The organism is Bacillus cereus group sp. N21, from assembly GCF_016483395.1.
GTDB lineage: Bacteria > Bacillota > Bacilli > Bacillales > Bacillaceae_G > Bacillus_A > Bacillus_A pseudomycoides.
This window is the reverse complement of sequence record NZ_JAEHBX010000006.1, coordinates 101,834-115,582: the sequence shown is the minus strand read 5'-3', so window position 1 is coordinate 115,582 and position 13,749 is coordinate 101,834. Positions and strand designations below refer to the sequence as shown.

Below are 13,749 nucleotides of genomic sequence, written 5' to 3'. Positions count from 1 at the left end.
CATCCTCTATGCGAAAGAACCTTAGCCGATCAGAGCCGAACATTCTGAGCGAGCACTTCCACTTTTTCGTAATTTTTGTTAAAATGGTACAAATAGAGGAGGGACATAAAATGCCAAAAGGTAGTGGTAAGGTTATTGCACAAAATAAAAAAGTATTTCATGATTATTTCATCGACGAAACATACGAAGCAGGGCTTGTCCTTCAAGGAACGGAAATTAAGTCTATTCGCGCCGGACGCGTAAACTTAAAAGATGCTTTCGCACGTATACATAATGGTGAAGTTTGGGTGTATAATATGCATATTAGTCCATATGAGCAAGGGAATCGTTTCAATCACGAGCCGCTTCGTACAAGGAAATTACTTCTTCATAAGAAAGAAATCGACAAGCTAATTGGCTATTCAAAAGAAACAGGTTATACGCTTGTTCCAGTTAAAATCTATTTAAAAAATGGCTTTGCGAAAATGGCACTTGGTGTAGCACGAGGGAAGAAACAATATGATAAGCGTCATGATTTAAAAGAGAAGGAAGCGAAACGCGAAATCGCACGTGCATTCCGTGATCGTCAAAAGATGTAATACAAAAATTTACATTTGTAAAATGTTGAACGTATGATATAATAATTCATGTAAGGCCAGTGAACATTGAAAAACAGCTCATTAAGTAGCTATCACGAATATACTTCGTATGCTCCATTCTTATATGGGGACGTTACGGATTCGACAGGGGTAGTTTGAGCTTAAGTTGCGAGTCGAGGGGATCGGCCTCGTTAAAACGTCAAAGCCAATAACTGGCAAACAACAAAACAACTTCGCTTTAGCTGCTTAATACAGCTTAGCGGTTCCTCCCTCCATCGTCCATGTGGTAGGGTAAGGGACTCAAACTAAGTGGACTACGCCGGAGTTCGCTGTCTGAGGACGAAGGAAGAGAACAATCAGACTAGCAACTTGGAAGCCTGTCGATAGGCCGAAGAGTTTGCGAAATGCCAATATATCGACTAGACTCGTAGAAGCTTAAGTGCCAATATCTTTGGACGTGGGTTCGACTCCCACCGTCTCCACCAATACATATTTGGTGGTTTTTTTATTTTGTTATAACAAGAAGCATAAGATGGCCGTTTTGGCCAACTTATGCTTCTTTTAGTTTATGGCCAACTTATGCTTCCTCTTATGGCAAACTTAAATCGGCTGAAGAAGAATCCATTTTGATCAATCTTGATATGCTCCTCATTAGGTAGACAGATTAAAAATTAAAATCTGTTTGTCTAAGGGGAGTTTTTATGTCTCGAATAAAATATTCTAAAGCTGAAAAATTAGCGATTTTAACTCTTTATAAAGATGGTTATCCAAAAGTTAAAGCAATTAACGTAACTACGGGTGTATTACCAACAAGGAGTGAAAAGAGGAAATTTAGTTACTTAGATGATGAAATGACAATCCATAAGTATATAGTAGTGAGTATAGGATTATTTAATGGAAGACAGTACAAAGTTTTGGAGATCGAGCGAGAAAGTCGTTCTTTATCCATGTTGATATTGTCCTCAACTATCAGTGTAGAATGATCTTCTGTTATTCAGGGCATGTTGTCGGGTTTAGTGGATAAAAGCGGTGTTTGGGTCAAGGAATTGTTGTGAAAAAGGCTAAACATAGTAAGAAAAGTATTAGACATAAAGCTCAATTATTATTTGAAAAGCTAGTTTGACAAATTATATAGTCCTCCATAGAAAAATTTAGAAATCTACTTTATGGAATATTAATACAGAAGTTCTTTTTGATGGTATGATTAATAGATAGGTAAAAGTATTTTGAATATATAAAAGTAGATATGTGGATTATGGAGGAGTTTAAATGGCATACCAATCAGAAGCACAGTTGGAGAAAAATCTACATAGTCAATTAGTAAATCAAGGTTATACAGCGGTAAAGATTCCTGACTATGATGCACTACTAGCAAACTTTAGAAGCCAATTAAATGAGTTTAATAAACATAAATTAGCGGGGCAATCCCTTACAAATAAAGAATTTAGAAGAGTTTTAACAGCAATCGAAGGCAAAAGTATTTACGATTCTGCAAAAATTTTACGTGATAAATTATTAATTGAGCGTGAAGACGGATCAGAGTTGTATGTGGAGCTCTTAAATACAAAAGATTGGTGTAAAAACTTGTTCCAAGTGACAACGCAGACAACGGTTGTAGGAAAATATGAGAATCGCTATGATGTGAAGATTTTAATCAATGGGTTACCACTCGTTCAAATTGAACTTAAGCGTAGAGGACTAGATTTTAAAGAAGCATTTAATCAAATTCAGCGCTATCGTAGACACTCATTCCAAGGGTTATACCATTTCTTACAAATTTTTGTCGTAAGTAATGGTGTTGATACGAAATATTTTTCAAATTCAGATCATGCAATTCAGTTTGGATTTACATTTTTCTGGTCAGATGAAAAGAACAATATTATTACGAATTTGCAGGACTTCGCAAAAGCATTCTTACAGCCTTGTCATTTAGCAAAAATGATTAGTCGTTATATGGTTATTAATGATACAGATAAAGCATTAATGGTTATGCGCCCTTATCAAGTATATGCGGTTGAGGAACTTGCGAAACGTGCAACGGAAACAAACAATAACGGATTTATTTGGCATACAACAGGTTCAGGAAAAACATTAACTTCTTTTAAAGCGGGTCAGATCTTGGCAAATGAAGAAAGTATAAAAAAAGTGTTCTTCTTAGTAGATCGTCAAGATTTAGATAGCCAAACGATTTCAGAGTTTAATAAATTTGAAAAAGGTTCTGTTGACCGTACAGATAAAACAGATAAGCTGATTGAACAAATTAAAAACCCAATGAAAAACTTCATTGTGACAACAATTCAGAAAATGAACAATGCGATTAAAAATCCACGCTATGCAGATGTGATGGAACCCTATAAACAGGAACATGTTGTGTTCATTATTGATGAATGTCATCGAAGTCAATTTGGTGATATGCGAAAGGAAATTGACCATCATTTCCAAAATGCACAATACTTTGGGTTTACAGGTACACCGCGTTTTGAGGAAAACAAAAGCCAAGATGGTCGTACTACAGCTGATTTATTTGAAAAATGCTTGCATTACTATTTAATTAAAGATGCAATCCGTGATGTTAATGTACTAGGTTTTTCTGTGGAATATATTCGCACATTTAATGCCAATATTAATGAAGAAGACCAAACAAAAGTACAAGGAATTGATACAGATGAAGTATGGCATCATCCAGCACGTTTAGAAATGATAGCAGACCATATTTTAGATAATCATGTGCGCCGTTCGAAAAGTAAGGGCTATTGTGGTTTATTTGCAGTAGATTCTATCTCTACGCTCATTAAGTATTATGATATTTTCAAACAGAAAAATCATAATCTAAAAATAGCAGCCATATATTCATTTGGTGCAAATGAAGAAAGTGATGGTACAGAAGAGCACTCACGTGAAGCATTAGATCGTATGATTGATGATTATAATGAAATGTATGGAACAGATTATTCAACAGATACATGGGACCGCTATTTCTCAGATGTATCGAAAAAAATAAAAAATGCACAAATTGACATTTTGATTGTCGTAAACATGTTCTTAACAGGTTTTGATAGTAAGCCACTCAATACATTGTATATCGATAAAAATCTACAATATCATAATTTACTTCAAGCCTACAGTCGTACAAATCGTGTAGAAAAAGCAACAAAACCATACGGCAATATTGTTTGTTATCGCAACTTAAAAGATGCGACAGATGAAACGATTAAGTTATTCTCTAAAACAGACTCTGTAGATGATGTTTTAATGAAAAGTTATGACGAATATTTAGCCGCTTTCCTTGATGCACGTAATAAATTATTAAGCGTAGTTGCGACACCAGAAGGTGTGGACAAACTTGAAAAAGAAGAAGATCAACGAGAATTTATTATTGCCTTTAAAAATGTGACGAAGCTACTGCAACGTCTACAATCATTCTCTGATTTTGAATTCGATGAAGATGAGTTACAAATTTCAGAGCAAACATATGAGGATTTCAAAAGTAAATATTTTAAAATTGTGGATAAAACAAAACGTGAAGTCGAAAAAGAATCGATTTTACAAGATATTGATTTTGAGTTAGAGCTAATGCATACGGATCGCATTAATGTAAGTTATATTATGAATTTAATCGCAAACTTAACAATGGATGATGAAAAAGAAAGAAGCAATGAAATTCGTTTAATTAAGCAAGAACTAGATCATGCATCAGATCCGAAATTACGTCTAAAAGTGGAACTCATTAAAGGGTTTTTAGATAAAGTTGCTCCGTATTTAAGTCCAGAAGAATCGGTTTTAGATGCATATGCACATTATGAAGCAGAAATGAGTGAAAAAGAGATTAATGACTTTGCAAAAGAAATTGGTTTAGATGATGAAGTATTAAAGGAACAATTGGCTACATATGAGTACTCCAACTTAATTGAGCAAAGCATAATTATGGATGAATTGCCAGGATCATTTTTAAAACGAAAGAAGTCTATCAAAGCAGTTTCGTCATTTATTCAAGAGCATACAGAAAAATATAGTTATAGTTCATAAAAGAGAGGGGTATCCCCTCTCTTTTTTATGATATTTTTAAAAATATCATAAAAAATTATGTTTCATATTGATATTTTTAAAAATATCATTTATATTTAAGTCGTAGAAAAAATAATGAATAGGAGGGGAGTCGTTGAAATTAGGAGATTGTGCAAATGTCATTCAAGGAACATTCATTAATCGCATTCAAACATCTAAACTAAATGAGGACAGTGAGACGGTACATTTGCTTACTCTGAAAGAATTTAATGAAACATTAGGGTTAAGCTATCGTATGTCGCAAGACAAAAATACAGAAGTCTATGTTCGTAGGGGGAAGCTGTTAAAAGAGTTGTTCACAGATTCAAACAGCTTAGTTATGCATACGTTATCGCAGAAAGTTGCATTTTTACCAGAAAAATATGGTGGGTTGCTATTAACGAACAACTTTGTGAAAATTGTGTTTACTGAACCGGTCGACTTATATTTTATGGAATGGTACTTGAATGAACATCCGACTATTCAAAAGCAAATTGCACTTTTTTCAGAAGGTAGTGTCATCTCGTCATTGAAGCTCTCACATATAAAAGATATTGAAGTATTACTACCGCCCTATAGAGAGCAAAAGCAAATGGGGAAGATTACAATCTTAAAAAAGAAAAAAGAACAATTGTTAAAAGAAAAAATGCAGTTAGAACAACAAGTCATGCATCAACGATTGGTGAATATTACAGATAGAAGTACACAGGAGGAAAAGAAATGACAACAAGTGAAAAACAACGTCAACAACAAGCTGAGCTACATAGAAAGCTATGGGCGATGGCAAATGATTTACGAGGACAAATGGATGCGTATGAATTTAAAGATTATATTTTAGGATTAATTTTCTATCGCTATTTGTCAGAAAAAGTAGGGCATCGTGCAGAGAAATTATTAGAAGAAGATAACATTTCATTTGCAGAAGCATGGGAAAATGAAGAATACAAAGAAGATTTGGCGGAATATCTTGTAGGTGAACTAGGCTATGTGATTGAACCGCAATATTTATTCTCAAATTTAGTCGTTGAGATTGAAAAAGGTGCAAAAGGGAACTTTGACATTGAGTTACTGCAAAATGGTGTCAAAGCAATTGAAGCCTCAACACTAGGAACAGATAGCCAAGAAGATTTCCAAAACTTATTCGATGATATGGATCTAACATCCTCAAAACTTGGACGCACAGTTGAAGCACGTTCAAAATTAATTGCAAAAGTTATCATGAACATTGCTGAAATTCCATTTTTACAAGATGATGTTGAAATTGATGTACTCGGTGATGCGTATGAATACATGATCTCACAATTTGCTGCAAACGCAGGTAAAAAAGCCGGGGAATTCTATACACCACAACAAGTATCAAAAATTTTAGCGAAAATCGTGACCGTTGGGAAATCAGAAATTCGCAGTGTCTATGACGGTACATGCGGTTCAGGATCATTATTATTACGTGTAGGTAAAGAAGCCAAAGTATATAAATATTATGGTCAAGAAAAAGTATCAACAACATACAATTTAGCACGAATGAACATGTTACTGCACGATATTCCATATCAACGTTTCGATATTAAAAATGCTGATACATTAGAAGAACCACAACATATAGATGAACGCTTTGAAGCAATTGTTGCCAATCCTCCATACAGTGCAAAATGGAGTGCCGATGATAAATTTAAAGATGACGAACGTTTCAGTGCGTATAGCAAACTTGCACCAAAATCAAAAGCGGACTTTGCATTCGTTCAACACTTTATTCATCAATTAGATGATAATGGGACATTTGCGGTTGTTCTTCCACATGGTGTGCTATTCCGCGGTGCAGCAGAAGGTGCGATTCGTAAATATTTAATTGAAGAAAAGAATTATTTAGATGCAGTAATTGGCCTCCCAGCAAACATTTTCTATGGTACAAGTATTCCAACGTGTATTTTAGTATTCAAAAAATGTCGTAAGCATGATGATAATGTTGTATTTATTGATGCGTCCAATGAGTTTGAAAAAGGAAAAAATCAAAACAGGTTAACAGATGAAAACGTTGAAAAAATTGTTTCAACATATTTAAGTCGTGAAACAATTGATAAATATTCATACGCAGCAGCACTAGAAGAAGTCAAGGAAAACGATTATAACTTAAACATTCCTCGCTATGTCGATACATTTGAAGAAGAAGAAGCGGTTGATTTAGATGTTGTCGCAAAACGATTAAAAGAAATTGATGAAGAAATTGCAAAGGTTGATCAAGAGTTGGAACAATATTTCAAAGAATTGGGGGTGTAGAAGGTGAATGTACCAAAGTTGAGGTTTAAAGGATTTGAAGATGAGTGGAAATATGAAGAATTATCTAACTTAGTTACCTATATCAAGGGATTTGCTTTTAAATCATCGAATTATAAATGTGATGGATATAGAATTATCAGGGTATCAGATCTATTAAAAGAAAGTATAAATGAAACAAATGATAAAATTTATATCGACAAATCACGAGCAGAGGAATTTAAAAAATATCAGTTACAACCGGAGGAGATTATCGTGACAACAGTCGGTTCGAAACCGGAGTTAATAAATTCTGCTGTAGGAAGAACGATATACTATAATGATTTGAAGAAAGAATTTCTCAACCAAAACCTAATCAAACTAACTACAAAGAATAAAATAAATAGTTATTTTGTATATCAAAATACGAAGCAAAAAAGATATATGAATCATATTGATAGTATTCAAAGAGGTAACGCAAATCAGTCAAATATTACTGTTGCAGAATTGCTAGAATATAAAATATTTATGCCTACATTAGAAGAACAAAATAAAATTGCTGATTTTTTTCGTGAACTAAATAAAAAGATCCAACTCAAACAAGAAAACATCAACTTGCTGAAAGAACAGAAAAAGGGTTATATGCAGAAGCTTTTTAAGCAAGAGGTTCGGTTTAAGGATGATAATGGCGGGGAGTATCCTAAATGGAGAACAAAGGTTAAAGCAGCTGAATTATTTGAAGCTATTTCAAATAAGAATCCAGAAGAGAAATTACCCGTATTATCAGCTACTCAAGATCAAGGAATGGTCTTAAGGGATTTATTAAACAAGGATATGCAATATTCTACTACTAATTTAAACTCGTATAAGGTTGTTGATATAGATGACTTCGTTATAAGTTTAAGATCGTTCCAAGGTGGGATTGAATTATCGCATCTAAAAGGCTTAGTAAGCCCGGCCTATACAATTTTCCGTAAAAAAAATGATGATGTTTGTAACAACTATTTTAAATATCTCTTTAAAACAGAAACATTTATTAATCAATTAAAAACAGCTACTTATGGAATTAGAGATGGAAAATCTATTAGCTACAAAGATTTTTCTACATTGAAATTTGATTTACCTTCATATGCTGAGCAACGAAAAATTGTTGACTTTTTATCTAAGTTAGATGAAAAGATTCAAATAGAGGAACAAAAATTAGATTCTTTACAAGAACAGAAAAAAGGATTTATGCAACAAATGTTTATTTAGATACCCTCATGTGAATGAAAAAAGGACTCATTTTGATTGTTTTGTTCCAAATGAGTTGACTTTTATTTAAAGAAAGTCAATGAAGTAATTATGTAAAAGGGGGATGTTATGAAACTTTATAAAGGACAAGATTATTGCTTTTTAAGTGAGAGTGATCAACTAGAGTATGAAAAAGTAAAAGAGTCAGAAAAAATTTATCCATTAACTTCAGGAATACTCAGTGAGATTAGTGTTAATAAATTTCATGAGTACCCTAAGGCAGCTAGACATAATATACATTTATTCCCGAATAATTATTTGGACATGGTAGAACTACAAAGCCATGACAAAATTAAATTTATGCACAATGAATTTAAAGATTTATTAGATAAAAATCCAACTGAGCAAGAAACATTAAATTTTATTAATAGAAATGAGCATTACTTTATTATTGCTTCATTATTTAGTTACTACAATTTTGGTCATCATGAAGCTTATTTGTTTAAAGAATTTCAATTAAATACAACATATCGAACGGATTATTTATTAGTAGGAAAAGGTTCTGGTGGATATCAATTTGTATTTATAGAATTAGAAAGTCCGTCTGATAATCCGTTTAAACAAAATGGAACAGAGCTGAGTCAATACTATCAAAATGGAATTAATCAAGTGAAAAATTGGGAACGCTTTTTACAACAACAGTTCCCTAGTTTACAGCCAAAATTTAATGAGGCAAGAAAGCGCAAAGGAAACTTGCCTTCGGAATTTATTAATTCTGATAATTCTCGCAGGCACTATGTGGTAGTAGCAGGTAGAAGAGAGCATTATGAACAAAATCCTGATGCTTCATACTCAATTAGAAGATATGAAGAACAAACGTCAAGAATAAAATTGCTTCATTATGATAATTTACTTGATTTGACGAAGGAGTTAATTGGTAGAAAAACATTTTAAAAAAAAAAAGTTTTAATCAATCTTTTTTGTAAAGCCAAAGTTTATTTCAAAATCAAGCCCACACATTTTTATCAATCTTTGTTCAAAATGTGTGGCTTTCTTCTATATATAAAATCAACGTTTGTAGCCTCTTCTTAATCAAACTTTCTTTAAAACCAACATCATGTAATTGATTAACATTATTAAATAAAAATCAGTTTCAAGGTTTAAACCAGCTTTAAGAGAGTTAACTGTAATAGTCTTCTTTATTTTTTCATTCGATATATCTAATCATATCACTGTACTAGTTTACATAAAGAGATAAGTGTCCATATTTATAATAGGATATTAAAAAAGTGCGGTGTTAAAAGTGAGAAATACCTATTCGCAAAGGAGTCAGTTGTATAGTTTAAAGCCCATTGGCATAGAGGGGCCGTATATTGAATCTTTAACAAGTTACTTGATTAGGCTATCAGAAGTACATCAAGTTTATCCCTCATCATTAATCTCTTACGTTATTGCTCCAATATTAAATAAAGAATTTCTTATCTATAGTACAACTAGAGGTGGAAATAGATTTTATGACGGTGCAAAGACAATGAATGGTTTTGGAAGCAACGCGCTAGATACGGTAAATGTCTTAGAAAAACTAACACAGGTACGTCAATTAAGTATATTGACGTTAGCATCTATAAGAGAAGTAGTGCCATTACGTTATTTATTAAAAAATTATCTCTCATGGTGTTCAGTATGCTATGAAGAACAACTTAATACTGGGGATGCCATTTATAATCTTCTGTTGTGGAGCCTTGAAATGGTTAATACATGTTCAAAGCATAAGTGTAAGCTGGAAACGGAGTGTTTTTTATGCCATAAAAAGATTCCGCTTTTACACAGGAAAAGCCAAAATGGGTATTGTCCTTATTGTAACAATTGGCTTGGAAGAGAGACAAACCTTAATAAACATTTAGACGAAAACGATTTTGATTATAAAATAACTTTAATGGCAGAACAAATTATAAAGCATAAAGAACAAATCGAAATTTCAGCGAGTAAGCAACAAATTATTAGAAACCTAACTCATCTTGTTAATATTTATACAGAGGGAAACATGCAGGGATTTGCAAGAAACTTAAATTTAGCAAAGACAACCCTGTGGGATTGGTGTAATGGAAAAGCTTTACCTCCATTGTCCAGGGTGTTGGAAATATGTTACTTATTTAATATGTCACCAGTTAGTTTTTATATCGAAGATATAAGTGTAAATAAAAAACAAATAGTCTTCAATGCAAGGTCTTATTCGAAAGATAGTAAAAAAAGAGAAATAAAATTTGATTATGATACAGCTTTATCTATACTTCGAAAATATGCTCACCGCTCAGACTCTATTGTATCAATGAACGAACTAGCTAGACAGCTAGGATATCCAAAAAGAACGCTTTACAAACACTTCCCAGACTTGTGTAAGATTATTTCTGCAAAAAATATAGAAGTTATTAAGGAAAAGAGAGATCAGGTTTACGCTAGTAATTGTCTAATAATTTATCAATACGTTGAAAATCTTATTCAACAAGGCGTATATCCAAGTAGACGAAGAGTTGAAGAAGTAGCGAATAGGCCAGGATTGTTAAAAGACAAGAAGCTAAGGGGTTATTTTAAAGAATTAATACGAGATAAAAATTACTTAGGATAGGGGATAACTTATGTTAAGTGAACAGGAATTTCAAAGTTGGTGTACACTGATGGATTTCACGAAAGAAACGATTGAAACTGTCCAAAAAATTAGAACATCGCCTCCATCTCGAAGCGTAAGAAGCTCAAAATATAATGTAGCTGGAAGATATCCTAGTAAAAAGATGGGGATGTCGATTCAATTTGAAAGTCACACCGTGGAGTTAGCTGCTATTTATTTAGCAGAGTATGATGACGATGTACTTGAATATTATGACCAGCCTATTACATTAAAGTTAGATTATACTCGTGAGAATGGGCGTAGAATATCGTTTTTTTATACTCCGGATTTTTTAGTATTAAGAAGAGATGGTGTGCGGATTGAGGAATGGAAAACAGAAGAACAACTAATCAAACTATCACAAAAAGATCCAGTTAGGTATTTTAAGGATGAGGAGGGACATTGGCGATGTCCACCAGCTGAAGTAGCAGCCAACCAAATCGGCTTGAACTTTTGTGTGAGAACATCGGCCGAAATAAATGTAAACTTATACAGGAACCTTATATTTCTAGAAGTTTATTTGAAGAATGAAAACTATAAAGTATCTGACGAAAAGAAAAGAGAAATAACAAATATTCTTTCTTCCAACTTAGGAATGAAGCTAGCAGAATTGCTTGTCTCCCTAAAAACAACAGATGCTGATGATGTATATACTTTGGTAGCTACAAATGAATTATATATAGATTTAGAGCAATACATCATTGCTAAGTCTAGTGATGTCCCGGTCTTTTTAAGTGAACAGCATAGTGCAGCTTTTGAAAGTATCCGTTCAACAAAACCTGAAAACACTTATCCAGTAACAGCCCTTACTGTAAATATTAACTCAACGGTTATGTGGGATGGAGTTACATGGATAGTTGTAAATATGGGGTTCAAATCTGTTTATCTTTATTCAGATGAAAATGGTTTTTTAGAACTACCAAAACTGTATTTTGTTGAATTACTTAATAATGGCAAGGTAGTGCCCGAAGATGAGAAGAGCGGAGGTCGAAAGTATGCTCCCTATCTGGACATTTTATTAGAAGCGGGACCAGAAGATCTAGCAATAGCTAATAACAGAATGGGTTTAGTTAAGCGAAAGCTAAATGAAGAGGAAATATCTGGTAGCGAAGCTTCTGAACGGACTCTTAGGCGGTGGATAAAAGATTATAAAGAGGGACAGCAATTATATGGAAGTGGATATATAGGTTTACTCCCAAAGCACCAGCAGAAGGGGAATAGAGATCAAAGGCTTCCGGCAGAAACCATATCTTTAATGGAAGAGGTAATTGAAAATGAGTATGAAAACCTTAAACAAAAAAATAAGATTATAGTATACGGACAATTAGTTAATCTCTGTGAGAGTAAAAACCTCCTAGTACCTAGTTATAAGACTTTTTGTGCAACAGTTCAGAATAGAAATCGCTATGAACAAGTCAAAAAGAGGCAAGGAGATCGGGCGGCATACAAACATGAATCATTTTATTGGAACCTGGATCATAGTGTTCCACGACACGGAGATAGGCCATTTGAGATAACTCATATAGATCATACTCAGCTAGACGTGCAGCTCGTATGCTCTAAAACAGGTAAAGTATTAGGGAGGCCATGGCTGACATTCTTAGTAGACGCCTATTCCAGAACTATTCTGTCATATCACATTTCATTCGAATCGGCCAGCTACAGGTCGGTTATGATGACTCTAAGAGAATGTGTACGTAAGTATCATCGATTACCACAATCCATTGTAGTGGATGGAGGGAAAGAGTTCCATAGTATTTACTTTGATACATTTACAGCTATGCATGAAATTAATAAAAAAGGAAGGCCACCAGCCAAATCTAGATTTGGTAATGTAATTGAGAGATTATTTGGAACTTCAAACTCTAATTTTATTCATAACTTGCAAGGGAACACTAAAATTACAAAAAATGTTCGCCAAGTCACTAAAAAAGTGAATCCTGTGAATCATGCTGTATGGACCTTAGAAGCCCTATATGGAGCATTAGAAAAATGGGTATCGGAGGTATATAGCGATAATGTACATCCAGCTTTAGAAGGGCAGACTCCTGACGAAGCATTTAATGAGGGGATATATAGAACAGGAGAAAGAAAATTAGAATTCATTACGTATGACGAAAATTTTATAGTCACGACTTTGCCATCTACAAGGAGTGGAGTCGCTAAAGTAAATTCCCGCACGGGTGTGAAAGTCAATTATATAACTTACTGGAATGCCGCATTTAATAGTCCGGTATTGGAAAACCAGAGTGTACCTGTGAAATACGATCCTTTTGATATAGGTATTGCATATGCCTTTGTAAATAAAAAGTGGATAACTTGTACATCGGAGTATTACCATGTGCTAAAAGGGAAAACAGAGAGAGAGCTAAAACTGGCTATGGAAGAGATTAAGAAAAGAAAGCAAAATCATGCAAAGGGTTACACTGTTACAGCTAAAAAAATTGCTGAATTTATTAATGGGATAGAGGAAAAAGAAAAATTAATGGCGGGGAGTCTAAAAAATACATTAGCATCTAAGGGTAATCAACGTGAAGTTGATTTGGAGTTAACCATATCTACTGCACCTAATACTAAAGAATTGATAAAAAGCATGGAATTTCAAGAGTTTGAGATCTATCAAAAGGAAGGCTGATATTAGATGGACGAACTTAAAAGGAAGCTTAATGGTTTTGATCTCTCTGATAAAGAAAGTAAGTTAAAAAAATTTGAGGATATCGTAATCGAGCATCCTATCATCAAACAAGTGAAAGAACAACTTATTTCTTACATTCATAATCCAGCGGGAACTTTTATTGTTTTAGTACTTGGGCCAAGCGGGGTGGGAAAAACCACCCTAGCACAAGTGCTAGAAGATTACTTCATCCAAGGGATGCGAGAAGAGGTAGAAAATGATAAAGGCAGAATACCTATAGTTAGAACCGAAATTGTGGGTTTCGACTCTGGAAAGATTATTATTATCGAACTTTAGAGGAATTA

The 13,749-nt window shown here is 33.6% G+C and carries 10 protein-coding genes and 1 other RNA gene; all 11 read left to right on the top strand.

Features of this window, described 5'->3' with window-relative positions:
- Window positions 1-110: 110 nt before the first annotated feature.
- The 11 genes from smpB to JDS96_RS31910 all read left to right on the top strand — a co-directional run bounded on the left by smpB (window position 111) and on the right by JDS96_RS31910 (window position 13,741).
- Window positions 111-578 (top strand): SsrA-binding protein SmpB, encoded by a 468-nt coding sequence (gene smpB / locus JDS96_RS05585; protein ID WP_001123909.1) that lies wholly within the window; start codon window positions 111-113, stop codon window positions 576-578.
- 126 nt (window positions 579-704) lie between these two features.
- Window positions 705-1,063: a transfer-messenger RNA gene (gene ssrA, locus JDS96_RS05580) on the top strand.
- Between the two features lie 216 nt (window positions 1,064-1,279).
- Window positions 1,280-1,561, top strand: a complete 282-nt coding sequence (locus JDS96_RS31915; RefSeq protein ID WP_242479858.1) for a hypothetical protein — start codon at window positions 1,280-1,282, stop codon at window positions 1,559-1,561.
- Between the two features lie 286 nt (window positions 1,562-1,847).
- The gene (locus tag JDS96_RS05570; protein WP_199666336.1) at window positions 1,848-4,604 is read left to right on the top strand and encodes a type I restriction endonuclease subunit R; all 2,757 of its coding nucleotides are present in this window, start codon (window positions 1,848-1,850) and stop codon (window positions 4,602-4,604) included.
- A gap of 133 nt (window positions 4,605-4,737) precedes the next feature.
- Window positions 4,738-5,346, top strand: coding sequence for a restriction endonuclease subunit S (locus tag JDS96_RS05565; RefSeq protein ID WP_199666335.1), 609 nt, complete (start codon window positions 4,738-4,740; stop codon window positions 5,344-5,346).
- Window positions 5,343-6,896, top strand: coding sequence for a type I restriction-modification system subunit M (locus tag JDS96_RS05560; RefSeq protein ID WP_199666334.1), 1,554 nt, complete (start codon window positions 5,343-5,345; stop codon window positions 6,894-6,896). Before JDS96_RS05565 ends, JDS96_RS05560 begins: the two co-directional genes overlap by 4 nt.
- Window positions 6,897-6,899: 3 nt before the next feature.
- The gene (locus tag JDS96_RS05555; protein WP_199666333.1) at window positions 6,900-8,126 is read left to right on the top strand and encodes a restriction endonuclease subunit S; all 1,227 of its coding nucleotides are present in this window, start codon (window positions 6,900-6,902) and stop codon (window positions 8,124-8,126) included.
- Between the two features lie 108 nt (window positions 8,127-8,234).
- Window positions 8,235-9,059, top strand: coding sequence for a Shedu anti-phage system protein SduA domain-containing protein (locus tag JDS96_RS05550; RefSeq protein WP_199666332.1), 825 nt, complete (start codon window positions 8,235-8,237; stop codon window positions 9,057-9,059).
- A 379-nt stretch (window positions 9,060-9,438) separates the two neighbouring features.
- Window positions 9,439-10,731, top strand: coding sequence for a TniQ family protein (locus JDS96_RS05545; RefSeq protein WP_199666331.1), 1,293 nt, complete (start codon window positions 9,439-9,441; stop codon window positions 10,729-10,731).
- Window positions 10,732-10,780: 49 nt separating this feature from the next.
- Complete coding sequence (locus JDS96_RS05540; RefSeq protein ID WP_242479857.1) at window positions 10,781-13,405, top strand: TnsA endonuclease N-terminal domain-containing protein; 2,625 nt, start codon at window positions 10,781-10,783, stop codon at window positions 13,403-13,405.
- 6 nt (window positions 13,406-13,411) lie between these two features.
- On the top strand, window positions 13,412-13,741 hold the full coding sequence (locus JDS96_RS31910) for a nucleoside/nucleotide kinase family protein (protein WP_242479856.1): 330 nt from the start codon (window positions 13,412-13,414) through the stop codon (window positions 13,739-13,741).
- Window positions 13,742-13,749 lie beyond the last annotated feature (8 nt).

Bases quoted from the DNA above. Each gene is read 5' to 3' on its own strand.
- smpB (WP_001123909.1), top strand. From the start codon at position 111: ATGCCAAAAGGTAGTGGTAAGGTTATTGCACAAAATAAAAAAGTATTT.
- JDS96_RS31915 (WP_242479858.1), top strand. From the start codon at position 1,280: ATGTCTCGAATAAAATATTCTAAAGCTGAAAAATTAGCGATTTTAACT.
- JDS96_RS05570 (WP_199666336.1), top strand. From the start codon at position 1,848: ATGGCATACCAATCAGAAGCACAGTTGGAGAAAAATCTACATAGTCAA.
- JDS96_RS05560 (WP_199666334.1), top strand. From the start codon at position 5,343: ATGACAACAAGTGAAAAACAACGTCAACAACAAGCTGAGCTACATAGA.
- JDS96_RS05550 (WP_199666332.1), top strand. From the start codon at position 8,235: ATGAAACTTTATAAAGGACAAGATTATTGCTTTTTAAGTGAGAGTGAT.
- JDS96_RS05540 (WP_242479857.1), top strand. From the start codon at position 10,781: ATGGATTTCACGAAAGAAACGATTGAAACTGTCCAAAAAATTAGAACA.
- JDS96_RS31910 (WP_242479856.1), top strand. From the start codon at position 13,412: ATGGACGAACTTAAAAGGAAGCTTAATGGTTTTGATCTCTCTGATAAA.